The sequence below is a fragment of the Pseudonocardia kujensis genome (genome assembly GCF_021283305.1).
In the GTDB taxonomy this organism is placed as follows: Bacteria; Actinomycetota; Actinomycetes; order Mycobacteriales; family Pseudonocardiaceae; genus Pseudonocardia; species Pseudonocardia kujensis.
In genome coordinates this window covers 72,637-92,510 of record NZ_JAJSOK010000008.1, presented here as the reverse complement: position 1 = coordinate 92,510, position 19,874 = coordinate 72,637, and the positions used below count along the sequence as shown (strand labels likewise).

The window sequence follows — 19,874 nt, the reverse complement described above, 5'->3', positions numbered from 1 at the left end:
TGCGGTCGGGTAGACCGTTCCTCGACCCGAACGGCCGTTCGAAGGAAGGCTCCCCGATGACCACCGGCACCCCGCTGTCCTCCGCCGCCTCCCCCCGCGCCGACCGGCTCGACCGGCTCGACCGTGTGCGCAAGCTGCTGGCCAAGGCCGAACGGGCGGGCACGCCCGAGGAGGCCGAGATCTACAACGCCAAGGCCGTCGAGCTCATGGCGCGGCACGGGATCGACGAGGCCCTGCTCGCGGCGGACGACCCGCGCCGGGACGAGATCGGGATGCTCCGCATCGCGATGGAGGACCCGTACTCGGCCGGCAAGGCGCGGCTGCTGGGGTGGACCGCGGCGGCGCTGCGCTGCCGCTGGGTGATGCACGGCGCCGCCGGGGGCAAGGTCGCCGCGGTCACCGTGTTCGGGTTCGGGTCGGACCGCGAGCGGGTCGAGCTGCTCTACACCTCGCTGCTGCTGCAGGCCACGGGGCAGCTCGTGCGGCTGAGACCGCCCTGGACCGGGGAGTCCGTCGCCGCGTACCGGCGGTCGTGGCTGCAGGGCTTCGCCGCGCAGGTCCACCAGCGGTTGCTGGAGGCCGAGGAGCGGGCGGCCGCGGAGGCGACGACCGGGGCCGGAGGGGACCGCGCCCGGGCCGCGGGCACCGCGCTCGTGCTGGTCGACCGCGGCGCGCAGGTCGACCGGGCCTACGCCGAGGCGTTCCCGCAGCTGTCCCGGGCGCGGCGGCCGTCGCTCTCGGGCAGCGGGTTCGCCGAGGGCGCCGAGGCGGGCCGCCGGGCCGATCTGGGCGGCCGGCGGATCGGCGGCACACGGGGTGGGTCCGGTGCGGAGCCGCGGGGGTTGGGGGCGGGCTAGCCCCTCCCCCGGCCGGCCTCAGCTCAGCTGGGCAGGTCGAGCAGCGCCTCGATCGTCGTGACCAGCGAGGTCGCGCTCACGTGCGGCAGGTCGATCGAGGCGGGTGCGCCCTCGCCGTCGCGCAGCACCAGCGCGCCGACCAGGCCGGCCCGCATCGCACCGTGCACGAGGTACCCGTGCGCGGACACGAAGGCGGTGGTCTCCGGATCGACCCGGGCGGCGGCGCAGGCCAGCCGGTAGGCCTCGGGGTCGGGTGGCAGCGCGCCGAGGTCGTCGCTGGCCACGGTGCCGCGCAGGAAGGTGCGCAGGCCGGTGGCGTCGAGCGCGTTCGACGTGAGGTCACCGCTGCCCTGCGCCACTGCCCAGGTGGGGACACGGGAGCGGGCCAGCACGGTGAGCGCGGGCTCGGCGTCGGCGAAGGCGGGCAGCGCGGTGAAGCCCTCCCGGATGTGCGCGAGCGCGTCGCGGGAGAGTGTGTGGCCGGTCGCCGAGTGCAGCGCGTCGGCCAGCACCCGGGCGAACTCGGTCGGGGTGCCGGCCAGCGCGAACCCCATCGCGTCGCGCAGGGCGTGGGCGAGGAAGAGCTCGTACTCGTGCTCGGGCCGTCCGACGTCGACGAACCGGCGGCGCAGCGCGTCCGTCCGCAGGATCGTGTCGTAGACGTCGACGAGCACGGCCCGCGGACGGCGCGGCCGTCGCGGGGCCGCCGGCTCGCCCGTGCCGCCCGAGCCGGTCGCGCGCGAGGCTCCGGCCGTGCGCGAGGCCCCGGTCGTGCGCGAGGCCCCGGTCGTGCGCGAGGCCCCGGTCGTGCGCGCCGCCTCGGGGCGCGCGCCGTGACCTCCGTGACCTCCGTGACCCAGCGCCATGCGTCCACCTCACCGTGCCGGGGGCGTCGCTGCGGGGAGGCCCGGCATTCCGTACACGATCGATCACGCTCCGCAACGCGGGCAACATCCTCACCCGGCATGCGGTGCGCACGGTACTCCGAGTGGCGGCCGGCGCTGAGCGGTCATGATCTCGCGACGAGCCGGGCGCCGATCAGTGGGGACGCGAATCGGCAGGTGGACCGGTGGAGGGAGGCGGTGGGGGTCAGTACCGGTTGTGCTCCGCGTCGTGCGCGAGGGCGGCGTCGATGTCCTCGGCGGCCACGTCGAGGTTCTTCATCGCCTTGGCCATCCGGCCCACGCTCGGCACGGCGGCGGGGTCGGGCCAGGACTCCGGCTCCCACAGTCCCGCGCGCAGGAAGGCCTTGGCGCAGTGCAGGAACAGCTCCTCGACCGTCACGACGAGCGCCAGCACCGGGCGCACACCCTGGACCGCGAGCCGATCGAAGAAGGGGGCGTCGCGCACCACCCGGGCCGTGCCGTTCACGCGGACCGTGTCCGGCCGTCCGGGGATCACGAACAGCAGGCCGACGTGGGGGTTCTCGAGGATGTTGCGGAAGGCGTCGAGCCGGCGGTTGCCGCGCCGGTCGGCGATCACGAGGGTGTGCTCGTCGAGCACCAGGACGCTGCCCGCGGGGTCACCCCGGGGCGTGACGTCGCAGGTGCCGTCCGGCCCCGAGGTCGCCAGCAGCAGGAACGGCGAGGCCTCGACGAAGGTGCGCGCGGACTCGTCGATCCGCCCGATGTCCTCTCCCACAGCGACACGTGCGGCTCGGGGACGACCTCGCGCAGCTCGTCGAGCGTCGTGACGGTCTGCAGGTCCGGCGCCCCGGGCCGGAGGGCGGGTGCGGCGGCGGTCGGGGCGGTCGCGATCTCCACGCCGGGTAAGGTAACCCTCACCCGGACCCGTGCGGGAGTTCGGCCCCTGACCTCTCGGCAGACGCTCAGCCGCCGGCGCGGTGCGCCGCCGCGTGTAGCGCCCGGACCCTGCGGATCGCATCGACCGCGTGCTGGCGGTCGACGGCCTGGATCGCCAGGACCGGCAGGTACTCGAAGTCCGGCAGGTCCAGCCGGGCCCAGGACGCTCCGTCCGGGAACGCGACCCGTTCGACCTCCGACCAGGGCAGATACCGCGGCAGGGCCACGTTGCGGACCTCGATGCCGTGCTCGTCCGCCCGTACCCGGGGCCGGGCGAACAGGGCCAGCCCGGCGGCGATGAAGAGGCCGAGCAGCACCATGGAGACCTGGTCGGCGAACCGGAAGTAGACCCCCGTCGCCGTGTTCCGCAGGACGACCGCGATCACCACGAAGATCACGAGGACGGCCGCGGCGGACACCCAGCCGAGCCACAGGGCCAGGCGGGGGCGGATCGTCACGGCGCCGGGCCCGCGGCCCGGACGCGCCGGCTTCTCCCGCACGTCGGACGACACGGAACCTCCCGTGGACCCGCCGTCGGCGCCGGACCCGTCGTTCCCGCTCACGCCAGCTCCCGCAGCTCGGCGAGCACGATCGCCGTGCGCAGGGCGGCCACGGTGGCCTCCGCGCCCTTGTCCTCGCTGCTGCCGGACACGCCGCTGCGGTCCACGGCCTGTTCCAGGGTGTTGGTGGTGAGCACACCGTTGCCGACCGGGGTCGACTCGTCGAGCGCGACGCGGGTCAGCCCCGCCGTCACCGAGTCGCACACGTACTCGAAGTGTGGCGTGCCGCCCCGCACCACCACGCCCAGCGCCACCACGGCGTCGTGCGTGCGAGCCAGCTCCTGGGCGACGACCGGGAGCTCGACCGTTCCGGGCACCCGGACGACGGTCGGCACCGCCCCGGCCTTCTCCGCCGTGGCCAGGGCGCGCTCCAGCAGCGCGTCGACCACCTCGGCGTGCCAGGTGGCCGCCACGATGCCGATCCGCAGCCCCGCCGCGCCCGTCAGGTCGCCTGCGTCCGTGGGCCTGCCCTCACCGCTCACCGCACGCCTCCGGCACCTCGCGAGTTCATGGCACCAGTCTCCCAGGTCCGGCCGCCGGGAAGCGCCCGGGTCAGCCGCCCAACCCGTCGGAGAGGCCGTCGGACAGGTTGCCCGGTCCGTCCGCTTCGCCCAGGTCCGGCAGGTCGTGTCCCATCCGGTCCCGCTTGGTGCGCAGGTACCGCAGGTTCTCCGGGTTGGGCCGGATCGGCATCGCGATCCGCTCGGTGATCCGCAGGCCGTAGCCCTCGAGCCCGGCGCGCTTCTCCGGGTTGTTCGTGAGCAGCCGCATGGACTTCACGCCCAGGTCGGACAGGATCTGGGCGCCGATGCCGTAGTCCCGGGCGTCGGCGGGCAGGCCCATGGCGAGGTTGGCGTCGACGGTGTCGGCCCCGGCCTCCTGCAGCTGGTACGCCTGCAGCTTGTGCAGCAGGCCGATGCCGCGGCCCTCGTGCCCGCGCATGTAGAGCACCACCCCGCGGCCCTCCTGGGCCACGGCCTCGAGCGCGGCGTCGAGCTGCGGACCGCAGTCGCAGCGCAGCGAGCCCATGACGTCGCCGGTCAGACACTCGGAGTGCACGCGGACCAGCACGTCCTCGCCGTCGCCCTCCGGGGTGCCGACGTCGCCCTTGACCATGGCGATGTGCTCGATCCCGTCGAGCAGCGAGTCGTAGCCGAACGCGACGAACTCGCCGTGGGCGGTCGGGATCCGGGCCTGCGCGACACGCTGGATGTGCTTCTCGAAGCGGCGCCGGTAGCCGATCAGGTCGGCGATCGTGACCAGGGTGAGCTCGTGATCGTCGGCGAAGACCTGCAGCTCGTCGCCGCGGGCCATCTCGCCCTCGTCCTTCTGCGACACGATCTCGCAGAGCGCGCCGGCCGGCGAGAGCCCGGCCATGCGGGTGAGGTCGACCGCGGCCTCGGTGTGCCCGGGGCGGCGCAGCACGCCGCCCTCGCGGGCGCGCAGCGGCAGCACGTGCCCGGGCCGGACCAGGTCGGTCGGCTGCGTCGTCGGGTCGGCGAGCAGCCGGATCGTGTGGGCGCGGTCCGCCGCCGAGATGCCGGTGGTCACACCCTCCTTGGCGTCGACGGTGACGGTGAAGGCCGTGCGGTACGCGTCGGCGTTCGTGTGGTGCATCGGCGGGAGGTCGAGCCGGTCGCACTCGGTGTCGGTGAGCGCCACGCACACGTAGCCGGAGGTGTAGCGGACCACGAAGGAGACCAGCTCGGGCGTGGCCTTCTCCGCGGCGAAGATCAGGTCGCCCTCGTTCTCGCGGTCCTCGTCGTCGACCACGACGACGGGCTTGCCCTCGGCGAGGTCGCGCAGGGCCCGCTCGATCCGCTCGAAGCCGCCCGTGAGGCCGGCTGCGGCGGCGGCCCCCTGGTGAGCGATCTCGGTCACTTGGCACCGTCCTGTCCGTGCTGATCCTGGGGCTGCTCGGGCGCGCGCCGAGCGGGGGCCGGGCCGCCGACGTAGCCGGCGGTCAGCCGCTCCACGTACTTGGCCACGACGTCGACCTCGAGGTTCACCGGGTCGCCGGGGGCGCGCAGGCCGAGCGTGGTGTCGGCGAGCGTGGTGGGGATGAGCGCGACCGAGAAGGTGTCGCCGTCCGTGCCGGCCACCGTCAGGGACACGCCGTCGACCGTGATCGAGCCCTTCTCCACGACGTAGCGCGCGAGATCGGGCGGCAGGCTGAAGCGCACCTCGTCGCTGCGCTCGCCCGGGGTGCGCTCGAGCAGCGTGCCGACGCCGTCGACGTGGCCCTGCACGATGTGCCCACCGAGCCGGGCGCCGGCCTGCAGCGCCCGCTCGAGGTTGACCTTCACGCCCGGGGCCGCCCCGCCGAGCGAGGTCCGCTTCAGTGTCTCGGGCACCAGCTCGAGCCGGAACTCGTCGCCCTGCGCCCCGCCGGGGTCGGCGACGGTGAGGCAACAGCCGTTCACCGCGATCGAGTCGCCGTGCGCGGCGTCGCCGGACACGCGCGGGCCCCGCACGGTCAGCACGACCACCTCACCGGACTGCCGGACGTCGACGATCTCGCCGACCTCCTCCACGATCCCCGTGAACATGGGCTCCGCCCCTCCTGCCTTCCCGCTCCGCTCTACCCCGCGGCGGGACGCGCGTCCACCAGCACGTCCCCGCCCACGGTGCGCACCGCGTCCACCTGCAACCGCCGGATCCCGGCGATCGTTCCCACACCCGCGTCGGCCAGCGCCGCCGGACCCGCACCGAGCAGCGCGGGCGCCAGGTAGGCCAGCACCCGGTCCACCCGGTTGGCGGCGAGGAAGGCCCCCGCCAGCCGCGGACCGCCCTCCAGCAGCACGTCGACGGCGCCACGGTCGGTGAGCGCCTTCAACACGTCGTCCGGCGAGTGTGTCCGCAGGTGTAGCACGTCCGGGGCGTCCAGCCGCGATCCCGGGCGAATGTCACTGTGCCCCACCACGACGCGGAGGGGCTGGCGCTCGCGGTCCGTGCCGTCCGGGTACCGGGCGCTCAGTGCGGGGTCGTCGGCCCGCGCGGTGCCCGTCCCGACGACGATCGCGTCGACGTGGGAGCGGAACTCGTGCACCTCGGCGCGCGCCTCGGGGCCCGTGATCCAGCGGCTGGTCCCGTCGGCGGCCGCACTGCGCCCGTCGAGCGTCGCCGCCAGCTTCCAGGTGACATGGGGACGCCCGGTGCGCACGGCGTGCAGCCACGCCCGCAGCGGCCCGGCCGCGACCTCGTCGGCCAGCGTGCCGAGGCCGACCTCGACACCCGCCCCGCGCAGCGCCTCCGCACCGCCCGCAGCCAGGGGGTTCGGGTCGGCGACGGCCACGTGGACGGCCGCGATACCGGCCCCGACCAGCGCGTCCGTGCACGGCGGGGTGCGCCCGTGGTGGGCGCACGGCTCGAGCGTGACGACGGCGGTGCCGCCGCGGGACCGCTCCCCCGCCTCCCGCAGGGCGACGACCTCGGCATGCGGCCCTCCTGCGGGAGCAGTGGCACCGACCCCGACGACCTCGCCGGCGGCGTCGAGGATCACCGCACCGACCGGCGGGTTCGGGCTGGTCGCCCCGTGCACCGCCACCGAGGCCGCCAGGGCCCGCCGCATCGCCCGTTCGACCGGCGGGGTCGCGCCGGCCGGAGCGGTCACCCCGACCACCGCGGGTGGGCGGCCACCGCCTGCTCGCGCAGCGCCGCGACCGCCTTGCCGGGGTCGTCGGCGCCGTAGACCGCCGAGCCCGCCACGAAGCAGTCCACCCCGGCCTCGGCCGCGGCCTCGATGGTCGACGCGGCGATGCCGCCGTCGATCTCCACCAGGACCTTCAGGTGCCCGGTCTCGACGAGCCGGCGGGCGGCGCGGACCTTGTCCAGCACCTCCGGCATGAACGACTGGCCGCCGAAGCCCGGCTCGACGCTCATCACCAGCAGGGTGTCGTAGTGCTTGAGGACCTCGACGTACGGGTCCAGCGGGGTGCCCGGCTTGATCGACAACCCCGCCTTCGCCCCGGCCGCGCGCAGGTTCTTGGCCAGCATCACCGGGTCCGCGGCCGCCTCGACGTGCACCGTGACGTTGTACGCACCGGCCTCGGCGTAGCCCGGGGCCCAGCGGTCCGGGTCCTCGATCATCAGGTGGCAGTCCAGCGGGATGTCGGTCGCCCTCAGCAGCGACTCCACCACGGGCAGGCCGAGCGTGAGGTTCGGGACGAAGTGCGCGTCCATCACGTCGACGTGCAGCCAGTCGGCGCCCCGACCCTCCCCGGCAGCCGCGTCGGAGACCCGCGCCGCCTCGTCGGCGAGGTGGGCGAAGTCGGCGGACAGGATGCTCGGGGCGATCAGGGGACGCACCACGGCAGGGTATCGCCCGTCCGCCGCCCGTCCGCCCCCGCGCACCCCCGTCCGCGCGGGAGAGGCAGGTCACACGGGTTCCCGGACTCAGGACGTCCGGCGGAGGAGGGTCAGGAACATGGCGTCCGTGCCGTGCCGGTGCGGCCACAGCTGCACGTGCGGGCCCGCCCCGAGCTCCGGGACGCCGGGCAGGTACTCCCGCGCGTCGAGCCGCTCGACCGTGACGCCGAGGTCCTTGCGCCGGACGATCCCGCCGACCACGCCGACGGTCTCGGACAGGTGCGGCGAGCAGGTGACGTAGCCCACGACCCCGCCGACCCGGACGTGCCGCAGCGCGGCCAGCAGCAGCTCGCGCTGGAGCTTGGCCAGCGCGGACACGTCCTCGGGCTTGCGCCGCCAGCGAGCCTCCGGCCGCCGGCGCAACGCCCCGAGCCCGGTGCAGGGCGCGTCGACGAGCACCCGGTCGAAGGCGCCCTCGGGCAGCGGCGCCTCTCGACCGTCGGCGTGATGCACGGTGACGGGAAGCCCGTCGGTGGACTTGCGGACCAGGTCGGCGCGGTGCTCGGTCTGCTCGACGGCGTCGAGCGTGCCCCCGTCGAGGGCCACGAGCGCGCCGAGCAGCACGGCCTTGCCGCCCGGGCCGGCGCAGAGGTCCAGCCAGCGGCCGGTGTCCTCGCCGTCGAGCGCGGCGCGGGCCAGGGCCAGCGCGACGAGCTGGCTGCCCTCGTCCTGCACGGTCGCCACGCCCTCGCGGATCGCGTCGAGCTCGCCGACCTCGCCGCTGCCGGGCTCGAGGTGCACCCCGTAGGGCGAGTAGGGCGCCTCGGTGCCGCCGGTGACGAGGGCCAGCTCCTCGGCGGTGATCTCGCCGGGCCGGGCCAGCAGGTGCACGGCCGGGCGGGCGTCGTCGGCGGCGAGGGCGGCGGGCAGCTCCTCGTGGGAGCCGAGCGCGTCGGCGAACGCCTGCCCGATCCACTTCGGGTGGGCGTGCACGAAGGAGGCGTGCCCGACCGGGTCCTCCTGCGGGTTCGGCGCCAGCTCGGTGAGCCACTCCTCGGCCCCTTTCGCCGCGGCGGTCTCGGCGACCTTGCGCAGGATCGCGTTGACGAAGCCGGACGAGCGCGAGCCGGCGATGCCGCGGACGATGTCGACCGAGGTCGCGACGGCCGCGTGCTCGGGCACCCGCATCCGCAGCAGCTGGTAGCTGCCGAGGCGCATGGCGTCGACCAGCGGGCCCTCGATGCGGTGCAGCGGGCGGTCCGCACAGGCCTCGATGACGGCGTCGAGCTGACCGGCGGCGCGCAGCGTGCCGTAGCCGAGCTCCGTGGCGAGCGCCGCGTCGCGGTCCTTCAGCCGGTACCGGCGCAGGATCGACGGCAGCACGAGGTTGGCGTAGGCGTCGCGCTCCCGCACCGCGGTGAGCAGCTCGAACGCGGCCTGCCGGGCCGGGTCGCCCGCCGGCGGGGCGTCCGGGCCGCTGCGCCGCCGCGGCGGGCCGGCGTTGCGGGGGCCGGGGGTGCGGTCGCGCCGCCCGCCCCGGTCGTCGCGTCCGTAGCCGCCGCGCCGGTCGTCCCGCCCGGCACGGTCGCCACGCCCGGATGAGCGGTCCCCGCCCCGGGGGCGGTCGTCCCGGCCCCGATCACCGCGGCCCCGATCACCGCGGCCCCGGTCGTCACGGCCCCGATCCTCACGGCCCCGGTCGTCACGCCCCCGGTCGTCACGCCCCCTGTCACCGCGGCCCCGGTCGTCGCGCCCCCTGTCACCGCGGAAGCCGCCACGGTCGTCACGAGCACGCCGGTCGCCGCCGGAGGAGCCGCCCCGGTACCCGCCTTCGCCGCGGGGACGGCCACCCCGCCCCGGGTCGCGGGCCGGCCGGCCGCCCGAGCGCCGGTCGTCCGACCGGCCGGACCCGCGCAGCTCCCCGGATCCCCGGGGGCCGCCGGACCGGCCCCGATCGTCGCGGTCGTCCCGCTCGGGTCGTCCGCCGTCGGGCTCGCTCACACACACTCCTCGTTCGTCCGGCTCGTCCGCCCCATGGTCCCAGGTCCGCCCCCGGCCCTCGCCCCCCGGGCCGCCCCGCCGGGACCGGTGCGCGCGACGACCGGGACCGCGTGACCGCGACGCCGGCCGGACCTCAGCCCAGGGTCTCGGAGTCCGTGATGCGCACTCCGCGGGCCCAGTCCGCCGCCGGCATCGCCTTCTTGCCCACCGGGCGCACCTCGCCCAGCCGCACCGGCACCGTGGCGGTGCCGACCAGCACGCGCTTCTTCTCCGCCCGCAGCTCCCCCGGCTTGAGGTCCACCTCGCCGGTCCGGACCGGCGTGACCGGGCCCAGGCCGAGCCGCTGCCCGCGGAACTCCGTCCAGGCGCCCGGGTCCGGCGTGGTCGAGCGGATCAGCCGGTCGAGCGGCACCGCGGGCGCCGACCAGTCCACGCGCGCGTCGGCCACCGTCACCTTGGGCGCGTGCGACACGCCCTCCGCGGGCTGCGGCACCGCGCGCAGGGTGCCGTCCTCGATGCCGTCCATGGTCGCGACGAGCAGGGCGGCGCCGGACCGGGCGAGCCGGCCGAGCAGGTCGCCGGAGGTGTCCCGCTCGCCGATCGCCTCGGTGACCACTCCGTAGGTCGGGCCGGTGTCGAGGCCCTCCTCGAGCAGGAACGTGGTGGCGCCGGTGATCTCGTCGCCGTGTTTGATCGCCGCCTGCACCGGCGCGGCCCCGCGCCAGGCCGGGAGCAGCGAGAAGTGCAGGTTGATCCAACCGCGGGCCGGGATGTCGAGGGCCACGCGCGGGACCAGCGCCCCGTACGCGACGACCGGGACGCAGTCCGGCGCGAGATCGCGCAGCGCGTCGAGGAACTCCGGCTCGCGCGGCTTCGCCGGGGTGAGCACGGGGAGGCCGGCCTCGTCGGCCAGCGCCCCGACGGGCGAGCGGACGAGCCGGCGGCCGCGCCCGGCGGGGGCGTCCGGCCGGGTCAGCACCCCGACGACCTCGTGGCGCGGCGAGTCGAGCAGGGCCCGCAGCGCGGGCACGGCCGGCTCCGGGGTGCCCGCGAACAGCAGCCTCAACGGGCTCTGCCGAACATCGGGTGCGGGCTGACCTTGACCGCGGGCTCGGGGCGGCCGAACCACTCGGCGGCGCGGATCTCGGCCATCGCCTGCTTGCGGGTCTCGGGGTCGAGCCGGTCGACGAACAGCACGCCGTCGAGGTGGTCCGTCTCGTGCTGGATGGCCCGCGCCAGCTTGGCGGTGCCCTCGACGGTGATCGGCTCGCCGTGCATGTTCCAGCCGGTTGCGACCACGTTCAGCGACCGGCGGCAGTCCCAGCCGAGCCCGGGGATGGACAGGCAGCCCTCCGGACCGAACTGCTCCTCGCCGTCGACCGCGTTCCAGGTCGGGTTGACCATGTGCCCGGCAACGCCGTCGACCTCGAAGGTGAAAACGCGCAGCCCGACGCCGATCTGGGGCGCGGCCAGGCCGGCGCCGCCCTCGTCGTGCATGGTGTCGGTGAGGTCGGCGACGAGCTTGCGCAGCTCCGCGTCGAACGTGGTGACGGGCGCGGCGGGGGTGCGCAGCACCGGGTCGCCGAACAGGCGGACGGGCTGAACGGACACGGAACTCCAAACGATCGGGATCGACCCCGATTGTGCCACCCGGCGGCGGGCCGCCCGGTCATGGCAGCGGCGGGCCGCCCGGTCACGGCAGCGGCGGGCCACCCGGCCACGGCAGCGGCGGGCCACCCGGCCACGGCAGCGGCGGGTGCCCGCCCACGGCAGCGGCGGGTGCCCGCCCACGGCAGTGGCGGGCCGCCCGGCCGCCTGCCGGTGCGCCCCGGTCTCAGCCGATCTCGGCCGGGTCCAGGCGCACCCGGACCGCGTCGGGCGCCTTGCGCGTGCTGCGGGCGGCCTGCGCGGCGTGCAGGTGCCGGGCGAGCGCGCGGCCCTCCGTCCGCGGCACCCGCAGCAGCGCCCGCTCGCGCACCTCGCCCGCGGCCTCCCCCGGCTCCGGCGGGGCGTCGATCTCCACCGGGCCGAGGACCTCCACCTCCGGCCCCCCGTCCTGCGCGGCGGCCAGGACGGCGTCGACGACGTCGGCGACCGCGCCCGGCGTGCCCTCGACCGCTGCCATCCGCACGGCCGGCGGGAACCCGACCTCGGCGCGCGAGGCGAGCTCCTCGGCGGCGAACCCGGCCGGGTCCCAGCGCACGAGCGCCTGCACCACCGGGATCGCGGACTCGGCGACGACGATCACCCGCCCGCCGTCGGCGTGCGGCCGCACCAGCGCCGCCGCGGCGAGCCAGCGGCGCAGCGCCTCCACGGCGACCCGGAGATCGGCGCGGGAGAGCATCGCCCAGCCGTCGAGCAGCAGCGCGGCTCCGTACCCGGCCGGCGCGCCCTCGACCGCGGGCTCCGCCCCCGGCGTCGCGACGACGATCTCGGGCTCGTCCGGCACCGAGGCCAGCACCGGCGCCCCGCCTCCGGAGGTCCGCACGGTGACCCCGGGGAACGCCCGGCCCAGCTCCTCCGCGGTCCGCCGCGACCCGACGACGCCCGCGCGCAGCCGGCGCGACCCGCAGCCGCCGCACCGGAACGCCGGCTCGGCCCGCCCGCACCACCGGCACGTGGGCAGCCCGGGGTCGCCGGCGGTGCCGCCGCGCGGCAGGCCCAGCGGGCCGGCGCAGTGCCGGCACCGGGCGGGCTCGCGGCAGTGCGCGCAGGACAGCCACGGCAGGTAGCCGGCGCGGGGCACCTGGACGAGCACCGGCCGGCCCGCCCCGAGCGCCTGCCGGGCGGCCTCGAACGCGACCGCGGGCACGCGGGCCGCGCGGGCGTCGGGGTCGCGGGCGAGCTGGGTGTCGGTCTCCCCGATCGCGGTCACCCGGGGCGCGGCGGCACGCACGGTGGCCCGGTCGGCGACGATCGGGCTCGCCCACCGGGACTCGACCAGTAGCTGCGCCTCGGCGGTGCGGCTGAAGCCGCCCACCAGCAGCGCGGCGCCGGCGGCGTGGGCGCGGGCCACCAGCACGTCGCGGACCTGCGGGTACGGGGCGCGCGGCTCGGCGTGGCTGTCGTCGCCGTCGTCCCACACCGCGAGCAGCCCCAGCTTCTCGACGGGCGCGAACGCCGCCGACCGCGTCCCGACGACCGCGCGCACGGCCCCGCGGCGCACCGCGAGCCAGCGCCGGTAACGCTCCGCCGGGCCGAGCTCGGCGGTCAGCGCGACCACCGCGTCGGTCCCCAGGCGATCACCCAGCGCGGCGCAGGCGGCGTCGACGTCCCGCTGGTCGGGGACCACCAGGAGGGCGCCCCGTCCGGCGGCGACGGTCGCCGCCGCGGCCTCGGCGAACCGTGCGGGCCAGCACTCCCCCGGCAGGGCCTGCCACACGGCGTGTGCGGCGCGGCCGCCGGCGAGCGCGTCCAAGTACGTCGCACCGTGCTGGTAGCGCGCCCAGCCCGCCGGATCGGGCGCCTCGACCGGTGGCAGCGCCCGCTCGCGCGGGGTCTCCGCCTCGACCCGGGCGTGCCGCGGCGGCACCGCCATCCGCACGACGTCGGCGAACACGCCCGCGTACCGGTCGGCGACCGCCCGGCAGAGGGTCGCGACCTCCGGGGTCAGCACCGGCTCCGGCGAGACGACCTTGTCGACCCACGCCAGCCGGCCGGTGTGCCCGGACTCCTCGGCCCGCTCGAGCAGGAACCCGTCGACCAGCCGCCCGGCGAACCGCACCCGCACCCGGACGCCCGGCCGGGCCTGCTCGTCGAGGTGGGTGGGCACGCGGTAGTCGAACGGCCGGTCCAGGTGCGGCAGCGGCACGTCCACGGCCACCCGCGCGACCGGCTGCACGGACGCCGCGGTCCACTCCCCGCGCGTCCGCGCGCTCCGTGCGGCCAAGCCGGGACTCAGGCGCCCGCGAGGGACTTGAGCGCCTCGGCGCGCGAGGTGTCCTCCCACGGCAGCGCGATGTCGCTGCGGCCGAAGTGGCCGTAGGCCGCGGTGGGCGCGTAGATCGGGCGCAGCAGGTCGAGGTCGCGGACGATCGCGGCCGGGCGCAGGTCGAACACCTCGGTGATCGCCGACTCGATCTTCGCCGGGTCGACGCGCGCGGTGCCGAAGGTCTCGACGAACAGCCCGACCGGGGCCGCCTTGCCGATCGCGTACGCGACCTGCACCTCGATCCGCTCGGCCAGCCCGGCGGCCACGACGTTCTTGGCCACCCAGCGCATGGCGTAGGCGGCGGAGCGGTCCACCTTCGACGGGTCCTTGCCCGAGAACGCGCCGCCGCCGTGCCGGGCGAACCCGCCGTACGTGTCGACGATGATCTTGCGCCCGGTGAGCCCGGCGTCGCCCATCGGGCCGCCGATCACGAACCGGCCGGTCGGGTTGACCAGCAGCCGGACGTTCGAGGTGTCGAGCCCGAGGTCGCCGATCTCGGGGGTGACGATCTTCTCCAGCACGTCGGGCGCGAGCATCCCGTCGAGGTCGATGTCCTCCGCGTGCTGCGTGGACAGGACGACCGTGTCGACGCGGACCGGCTTGTCGCCGTCGTACTCGATGGTGACCTGGGTCTTGCCGTCCGGGCGCAGGTAGGGCAGCACGCCGGACTTGCGGACCTCGGTGAGCCGCCGCGAGAGCCGGTGCGCGAGCGCGATCGGCAGCGGCATCAGCTCGTCCGTGTCGGTGTTCGCGTACCCGAACATCAGGCCCTGGTCGCCGGCGCCCTGGCGGGCGATCTCGTCCTCGCTCGACTCGACCCGGCTCTCGTACGCGGTGTCGACGCCCTGCGCGATGTCCGGCGACTGCGCGCCGATCGCCACGTTGACGCCGCACGAGTTGCCGTCGAAGCCCTTCGACGACGAGTCGTAGCCGATCTCGAGGATCTTCTCCCGGACCAGGCCGGGGATGTCGGCGTAGGCGCTGGTCGTGACCTCGCCGGCGACGTGCACCTGCCCCGTGGTCACCAGGGTCTCGACCGCGACACGGCTGCGCGGGTCCTGCGCGAGCAGCGCGTCCAGGATCGTGTCGCTGATCGCGTCGCACATCTTGTCCGGGTGACCCTCGGTCACCGACTCGCTGGTGAAGAGCCGACGGCCCACGTTCGCCACGCGCCACTCCTGCCGAGGTCGTCGCGCCCCTGGCCTCGTTGCCGGCTCCGTCGCCTCGTGCGGCGGGGCGGGGTGCAGATCGCTGGATGCTGTCGGACGGCAGGGTAGTCGACCGCGGACCTCCACAGGTGAGGAGACCGCAACCGATCACGGTGCGTGACGGACCGTGTCGCGAGCGCCCCGTCCACCACCCCTTCGGGTGGACCCCGAGCGAGGTCCCGAATCGGTAACGAGCGGCGTCGTTGGGCCCGATGACACCGCAGCCGCGACCCGGCCGACGCCCTCGCGTCGCCCGACACCCGGGTCGCGGTCGACCACTCTCGGAGGTTCCTCCCCATGAAGGTGACTGCACTGCAGCGACCGGGCCGCGTGACCGCGGCGGTCGGCGGCGTGCTCGCCGTCGGCGCGGCCGGGCTCATGGCCGTGCTGGCCGGCACCGCGTCCGCCGCGACCACGGGCACCTGCACCGACAACGTCAACGTCCGCGAGGAGCCGGCGGCCGACGCCGCCATCGTGGCCGTCTGCGACCGCGGCACCGAGGTGCAGGTCGGCGAGACCCGCAACGGCTTCGTCAAGCTGGAGAACCTCGACGGCTGGGCCGTCAAGGACTACGTGAAGACGAACGGCGCCGCCTCCGGTTCCGACACCGGGACCCCGAGCGACGCCGGCCTCACGCGCGGCGGCCAGAACGGCAGCACCCCGGCGACCACCGGTGCCCCGGCCGCCTCCGGCACCGACTCGCCGGAGAAGGCCACCCCGGCCGAGGGCACCGACGGTGCCGACGGCGCGAACGCCGACCAGGAGGCCCCGACGGAGGCCCCGGCCCGCAGCGGCGGCGTGGGCGGCCTGCTCGGCCGCTGACGCGACCGCGCGACACGCACACGAGACGAGGGGCGGTCCCGACGGGACCGCCCCTCGTGCGTTCTCGGGTCTCGTCGCGACCGACGGACCTGCGCGACCTCAGGCCAGCCGGGCGGCCACCGCGTCCCACAGCCGCGAGGCCAGCAACGCCTTCGAGCCGTTCGGGATCTGCGTCTCGCCGCCGTCCGCACCCAGCAGCCAGCCCTGGTTCTCGGTGTTCTCGAAGGCTCCGCCCTCGCCCACCCAGTTGACCAGCAACAGGTCGCAGCCCTTCTTCGCGAGCTTGCGGCGGCCGTACTCCAGCACGTCCGCGGTGTCGTCGCCGGTCTCGGCGGCGAACCCCACCACGACCTGGCCCGGCTCCCGGGCGGCGACGAGCTCGGCGAGGATGTCCGGGTTGAGCGCCAGGTGCAGCGGCTCCGGCTCGGACCCGTCCTTCTTGATCTTGTGCGCGGCGAGCGCGGCCGGCCGGAAGTCGGCGACCGCCGCGGACATCACCACGGCGTCGGCCCCCTTGGCCGCTGCGTGCATCGCCTCGCGCATCTCCAGCGCGGACCCGACCTTGACGACCTCGACGGCCGCCGGGTCGGCCAGCTCCGCGGTGTGCCCCGCGACGAGCGTGACGTGCGCGCCCCGCTGGGCCGCGACCTTCGCCAGGGCGTAACCCTGCCGACCCGACGAACGGTTGCCCAGGTAGCGGACGGGGTCGAGCGGCTCGCGGGTGCCTCCGGCCGAGACGACCACGCGCCGGCCCTCGAGGTCCCGCGGCAGCGCGTCGCCCCGCTCCAGCAGCAGCCGAGCGAGCTCGGCGATCTCCGCGGGATCGGGCAGCCGGCCGGGGCCGGTGTCCTTGCCGGTGAGTCGCCCGGACGCGGGCTCCATGACGACCGAGCCCCGCGCGCGCAGGGTCGCCACGTTGGCCCGGGTCGCCGGGTGCTCCCACATCTCGGTGTGCATCGCCGGGACGAAGAACACGGGGCACCGGGCGACGAGCAGCGAACCGGTGAGCAGGTCGTCCGCGCGGCCCTGCACCGCGCGGGCCAGCAGGTCCGCGGTGGCGGGGGCGACGACGACGAGATCGGCCTCCTGGCCCAGCCGCACGTGCTGGACCGACGGCACGTCGGAGAAGACGCCGGTGTGCACCGGCTGCCCCGACAACGCCTCGAACGTGGCGGCGCCGACGAAGTTCAGCGCCGACCCGGTGGGGACGACCCGCACGGAGTGGCCGGTCTCGGTGAGCCGCCGCAGCAGCTCGGCGCTCTTGTAGGCGGCGATGCCGCCGGCCACGCCGAGCAGGACCTTCGGTGCGGTCATGCCGTCCTCACGCCAACGGTGTGCAGCCGGCCGGGCTCACTCGCCCTCGGTGTGCTCGAGCAGGCCGCTCTGGATCTCGCGCATGGCGATCGACAGCGGCTTCTCGCGGGGGCCGGGCTCGACCAGCGGGCCGACGTACTCCAACAGGCCCTCGCCGAGCTGGGAGTAGTAGTCGTTGATCTGCCGGGCGCGCTTGGCCGCGTAGATCACCAGCGCGTACTTCGAGCTGACCTTGTCGAGCAGGTCGTCGATCGGCGGGTTGGTGATGCCCTCGGGGATGGAACCGGCGACCGCGCCGGTCAGCGGCATGCTCACTCAGAAACTCCAGAGACGGACGAATGCGGGAACTCCGCAGGTGCGACCAACAACTCTACCAACCGGTCGACGACGGCCTGCACCTCGTCGTTGATGACGACGACGTCGAACTCGTCACGCGCCGCCATCTCCTCGACGGCGGTGCGCAGCCGGCGCTCCCGGACCTCGGGGGTCTCGGTGCCCCGGTCGGTGAGCCGCCGGGCCAGCTCCTCGAACGAGGGCGGCTCGACGAACACCGTGACCGACTCCGGCATGACCCGCTTGACCGAGCGCGCCCCCTGCAGGTCCACCTCGACGAGCACCGGGTGACCGGCGGCGAGCTCGCGCTCGACGGGCTCGCGCGGGGTCCCGGAGCGTTGCAGGCCGCCGTGCACCTCGGCCCACTCCAGCAGTTCGCCGTCGGCGATCAGGCGGTCGAACTCGGCCGGGTCGACGAAGTGGTAGTGGATCCCCTCGACCTCCCCCTCCCGCGGCGCCCGCGTGGTCGCGGAGACGCTGAAGTGGAGGTCGGGGAGTTCCGATCGGAGCCGGTCGACGATGCTGCTCTTCCCGACCCCGGAGGGTCCCGCGAGCACCATCAGCCGGCCCCGGCGGGGCGGCGGTCCTGCCGGCACGCCGCCCCCTCTCAGGAAGGGAACTCGGCCAGCAGCGCCTTGCGCTGCCGCTCGCCGAGGCCGCGCAGGCGACGGCTCGGGGCGATCTCGAGGCGCTCCATGATCTGCGCCGCACGGACCTTGCCGACGCTGGGCAGGGCCTCGAGCAGGGCCGACACCTTCATCTTGCCGAGCACCTCGTCGGTGTCGGACTGCTTCAGCACCTCGGCGAGGGTGATCCCGCCGCGCTTGAGCCGGTCCTTCAGCTCTGCCCGGGCCCGGCGGGCGGCCGCGGCCTTCTCCAACGCGGCGGCACGCTGTTCCTCGGTCAGCTGGGGAAGGGCCACGGTCTCCTCCGTCTTTCGTCGTGCGCGAGGGCGATCGTCCGGTGGCGGCGATCGCCGTCCCCGGTGGGTGGTTCCGGGGCCGGGAGCGAACGTACCCACGCACCCGTTCGGGATGCCAACGGGGGTGCCACCTGTGGGTTTGATGCCACAGGCGCGGTCGTCCACACCCGTCCGGGTGATACCACGAGCGGCCGCGCGGTGGCTACGGCGACGCGCCCGTTCGGCGCGCCGGACCGGCGCGTCGCCGGTGTCGTCCGTCACGATCGTGCGTCCGAGGGCGCCGCGGCGCTCAGCCCGCCCGCTCCACCGACCCCAGGGCGCGCAGCCGTGCCGGTGTGAGGTCTTCCTTGTTGATGTACGCCACGGCGCCGCACCGGGCCGCGTCGCCGGGGAGATCGTCGAGGGCGTAGGTCGACAGGAGCACCACGCGGGCGGCCGGATCGCTCTCGAGAATCCGCCGGGTGGCCTCGATCCCGTTGATCCCGGGCAGGTTGATGTCCATGAGCACGACCGCGGGATGCACCCGTTCGGCCTCGACCAGGGCCTGCTCGCCAGTCTCGGCCTCGGCGGCCACGCGCCAGCCGCCGACCATCCCCACGACGGTGCGCGCCACCGTCCGGAACGGGCGCTGGTCGTCCACGATGAGGACGTCCACCACCTCGTCCGCCGTTCCGGCCACCGACGACACCTCCCCCGGGCCGCGCGGCACCGGTCCCGGCCGCGCGGTCAGCACAGCCTGCCGGGCCGCGACGGCGGACACCAGGGTGCCACCATCCCCTCCGAACGGGTGAACACGTGCGCCGGCGATATCAGCCGGCCGACCCGGCCGCTCGCGGGGCCGGGGTCGGCGAGGGGATCACCGGGCGCAGGGCCCGGCGTGACGCTCACGCCGGGACCGCCGCGGGGTTCACCGGCGCGCAGGACCCGGCGTGACGTTCAGCGCAGGGCGGTGAGCGCCGCCGCCAGCTCGTCCCGCTGGGCCTCGGCCGCTGCGCGCAGGGCGGCCACCTCCGGCCCGACCTTGAGGATCGAGCGCGAGGCCGCGGGCAGCACGAGCCCGGACAGGCCCGCGAAGCGCTCCGCGACGTCCCGCGGGGTCGCTCCCTGGGCCCCGAGCCCGGGGGCCAGCACGGCGCCGTTGAGGGCCCCGAGCTCGAGCCCGTGGTCGTGGGTCGCACCGACGACCACACCGATCCCGCCCAGCGGCGACGCACCGGTGTTGCGCCCCGCCGCGCCGTCGACCATCGCCTGGGCGACCGTGCGCCCGTCGGTGCTCGCCAGCTGCACCGAGCCGCCCTCGGGGTTCGACGTCCGGGCCAGCACGAACACCCCGCGCCCGGCCTCCTCGGCGGCCCGGAAGGCCGGCTCGAGGGACCCGAACCCGAGGTACGGCGAGACCGTGATCGCGTCCGCCGCGACGGCCGCGCCGACGCCGAGGTAGGCGTCGGCGTAGCCGTCCATGGTCGAGCCGATGTCGCCGCGCTTCACGTCGAGCAGCGACAGCGTGCCGGTGCCGGCGAGGTCGGCAAGGGTCCGCTCCAGGACGGCGATCCCCGCCGACCCGTGCCGCTCGAAGAACGCCGCCTGTGGCTTCACCACGGCGACGTGCCCGGCGAGGGCCTCGACGGCGGCGGCACAGAACCGGGACAACCCGTCCGCGTCGTCGGTGAGGCCCCACTCGGCGATCAGCCCGGGGTGCGGGTCGATGCCCGCGCACAGCGGCCCGAAGCGGTCGACCGCCGCGGCGAGCCGCTCCCCGAAGCTCACGACACCCCCCGCGTCGACCGCATTATGGTTCCATAATGCGCGAAAAAGC

At 75.7% G+C, this 19,874-nt stretch carries 20 protein-coding genes and 1 pseudogene; 2 read left to right on the top strand and 19 right to left on the bottom strand.

Features of this window, described 5'->3' with window-relative positions:
• The first annotated feature begins 56 nt into the window (after positions 1–56).
• Positions 57–857 (top strand): DUF2786 domain-containing protein, encoded by an 801-nt coding sequence (locus LWC35_RS08555; protein WP_232869493.1) that lies wholly within the window; start codon positions 57–59, stop codon positions 855–857.
• A 23-nt stretch (positions 858–880) separates the two neighbouring features.
• Here LWC35_RS08555 and LWC35_RS08550 read toward each other — a convergent pair whose 3' ends face one another.
• The 13 genes and pseudogenes from LWC35_RS08550 to metK all read right to left on the bottom strand — a co-directional run bounded on the left by LWC35_RS08550 (position 881) and on the right by metK (position 14,628).
• The gene (locus tag LWC35_RS08550; protein ID WP_232869492.1) at positions 881–1,723 is read right to left on the bottom strand and encodes an HAD family hydrolase; all 843 of its coding nucleotides are present in this window, start codon (positions 1,721–1,723) and stop codon (positions 881–883) included.
• 223 nt (positions 1,724–1,946) lie between these two features.
• Positions 1,947–2,498: an MSMEG_1061 family FMN-dependent PPOX-type flavoprotein gene (locus tag LWC35_RS08545; RefSeq protein WP_232869491.1), complete on the bottom strand. Its 552-nt coding sequence runs from the start codon at positions 2,496–2,498 to the stop codon at positions 1,947–1,949.
• A 187-nt stretch (positions 2,499–2,685) separates the two neighbouring features.
• Complete coding sequence (locus LWC35_RS08540) at positions 2,686–3,222, bottom strand: PH domain-containing protein (protein ID WP_308194489.1); 537 nt, start codon at positions 3,220–3,222, stop codon at positions 2,686–2,688.
• Entirely contained in the window at positions 3,219–3,701 is a 483-nt protein-coding gene (ribH, locus tag LWC35_RS08535) for a 6,7-dimethyl-8-ribityllumazine synthase (protein WP_232869490.1), read from the bottom strand. The genes LWC35_RS08540 and ribH overlap by 4 nt, the downstream gene beginning before the upstream one ends.
• Positions 3,702–3,771: 70 nt before the next feature.
• Complete coding sequence (locus LWC35_RS08530) at positions 3,772–5,091, bottom strand: bifunctional 3,4-dihydroxy-2-butanone-4-phosphate synthase/GTP cyclohydrolase II (protein ID WP_232869551.1); 1,320 nt, start codon at positions 5,089–5,091, stop codon at positions 3,772–3,774.
• A gap of 5 nt (positions 5,092–5,096) precedes the next feature.
• Entirely contained in the window at positions 5,097–5,768 is a 672-nt protein-coding gene (locus LWC35_RS08525) for a riboflavin synthase (protein WP_232869489.1), read from the bottom strand.
• Positions 5,769–5,800: 32 nt separating this feature from the next.
• A complete protein-coding gene (gene ribD / locus LWC35_RS08520; RefSeq protein WP_232869550.1) occupies positions 5,801–6,790 on the bottom strand; it encodes a bifunctional diaminohydroxyphosphoribosylaminopyrimidine deaminase/5-amino-6-(5-phosphoribosylamino)uracil reductase RibD in 990 nt (329 codons plus the stop codon).
• Between the two features lie 38 nt (positions 6,791–6,828).
• Positions 6,829–7,530: a ribulose-phosphate 3-epimerase gene (gene rpe, locus LWC35_RS08515; RefSeq protein WP_232869488.1), complete on the bottom strand. Its 702-nt coding sequence runs from the start codon at positions 7,528–7,530 to the stop codon at positions 6,829–6,831.
• An 84-nt stretch (positions 7,531–7,614) separates the two neighbouring features.
• Positions 7,615–9,057: pseudogene (locus tag LWC35_RS08510) on the bottom strand (RsmB/NOP family class I SAM-dependent RNA methyltransferase); the annotation flags it as partial.
• Positions 9,058–9,661: 604 nt separating this feature from the next.
• On the bottom strand, positions 9,662–10,594 hold the full coding sequence (gene fmt, locus LWC35_RS08505; RefSeq protein WP_232869486.1) for a methionyl-tRNA formyltransferase: 933 nt from the start codon (positions 10,592–10,594) through the stop codon (positions 9,662–9,664).
• On the bottom strand, positions 10,591–11,139 hold the full coding sequence (gene def / locus LWC35_RS08500; protein ID WP_232869485.1) for a peptide deformylase: 549 nt from the start codon (positions 11,137–11,139) through the stop codon (positions 10,591–10,593). The genes fmt and def overlap by 4 nt, the downstream gene beginning before the upstream one ends.
• A gap of 223 nt (positions 11,140–11,362) precedes the next feature.
• Positions 11,363–13,369, bottom strand: coding sequence for a primosomal protein N' (locus LWC35_RS08495; protein WP_308194488.1), 2,007 nt, complete (start codon positions 13,367–13,369; stop codon positions 11,363–11,365).
• Between the two features lie 56 nt (positions 13,370–13,425).
• A complete protein-coding gene (gene metK / locus LWC35_RS08490) occupies positions 13,426–14,628 on the bottom strand; it encodes a methionine adenosyltransferase (RefSeq protein ID WP_308194487.1) in 1,203 nt (400 codons plus the stop codon).
• 417 nt (positions 14,629–15,045) lie between these two features.
• On the opposite strand from metK, the gene LWC35_RS08485 reads away from it, so the two are divergent.
• Positions 15,046–15,489 (top strand): SH3 domain-containing protein, encoded by a 444-nt coding sequence (locus tag LWC35_RS08485; RefSeq protein ID WP_372463021.1) that lies wholly within the window; start codon positions 15,046–15,048, stop codon positions 15,487–15,489.
• Positions 15,490–15,588: 99 nt separating this feature from the next.
• On the opposite strand, the gene coaBC is transcribed toward LWC35_RS08485, so the two are convergent.
• The 6 genes from coaBC to pyrF all read right to left on the bottom strand — a co-directional run bounded on the left by coaBC (position 15,589) and on the right by pyrF (position 19,825).
• Positions 15,589–16,803, bottom strand: a complete 1,215-nt coding sequence (gene coaBC, locus LWC35_RS08480) for a bifunctional phosphopantothenoylcysteine decarboxylase/phosphopantothenate--cysteine ligase CoaBC (RefSeq protein WP_232869482.1) — start codon at positions 16,801–16,803, stop codon at positions 15,589–15,591.
• Positions 16,804–16,839: 36 nt separating this feature from the next.
• Positions 16,840–17,112, bottom strand: a complete 273-nt coding sequence (gene rpoZ / locus LWC35_RS08475) for a DNA-directed RNA polymerase subunit omega (RefSeq protein ID WP_232869548.1) — start codon at positions 17,110–17,112, stop codon at positions 16,840–16,842.
• A gap of 2 nt (positions 17,113–17,114) precedes the next feature.
• Entirely contained in the window at positions 17,115–17,732 is a 618-nt protein-coding gene (gene gmk, locus LWC35_RS08470; protein ID WP_372463017.1) for a guanylate kinase, read from the bottom strand.
• Positions 17,733–17,743: 11 nt separating this feature from the next.
• A complete protein-coding gene (gene mihF / locus LWC35_RS08465) occupies positions 17,744–18,058 on the bottom strand; it encodes an integration host factor, actinobacterial type (RefSeq protein WP_037038688.1) in 315 nt (104 codons plus the stop codon).
• 289 nt (positions 18,059–18,347) lie between these two features.
• Positions 18,348–18,818 carry a response regulator transcription factor gene (locus LWC35_RS08460; protein WP_232869481.1) on the bottom strand — a complete coding sequence of 157 codons (471 nt, stop codon included), beginning with the start codon at positions 18,816–18,818 and terminating at the stop codon, positions 18,348–18,350.
• Between the two features lie 176 nt (positions 18,819–18,994).
• Complete coding sequence (gene pyrF, locus LWC35_RS08455) at positions 18,995–19,825, bottom strand: orotidine-5'-phosphate decarboxylase (protein ID WP_232869480.1); 831 nt, start codon at positions 19,823–19,825, stop codon at positions 18,995–18,997.
• Positions 19,826–19,874: the final 49 nt, after the last annotated feature.

Excerpts from the sequence above, each read along its gene's own strand:
- LWC35_RS08555 (WP_232869493.1), top strand. The coding sequence starts at position 57 with ATGACCACCGGCACCCCGCTGTCCTCCGCCGCCTCCCCCCGCGCCGAC.
- LWC35_RS08550 (WP_232869492.1), bottom strand. The coding sequence starts at position 1,723 with ATGGCGCTGGGTCACGGAGGTCACGGAGGTCACGGCGCGCGCCCCGAG.
- coaBC (WP_232869482.1), bottom strand. The coding sequence starts at position 16,803 with ATGACCGCACCGAAGGTCCTGCTCGGCGTGGCCGGCGGCATCGCCGCC.
- LWC35_RS08525 (WP_232869489.1), bottom strand. The coding sequence starts at position 5,768 with ATGTTCACGGGGATCGTGGAGGAGGTCGGCGAGATCGTCGACGTCCGG.
- LWC35_RS08485 (WP_372463021.1), top strand. The coding sequence starts at position 15,046 with ATGGCCGTGCTGGCCGGCACCGCGTCCGCCGCGACCACGGGCACCTGC.
- rpoZ (WP_232869548.1), bottom strand. The coding sequence starts at position 17,112 with ATGCCGCTGACCGGCGCGGTCGCCGGTTCCATCCCCGAGGGCATCACC.
- ribD (WP_232869550.1), bottom strand. The coding sequence starts at position 6,790 with ATGCGGCGGGCCCTGGCGGCCTCGGTGGCGGTGCACGGGGCGACCAGC.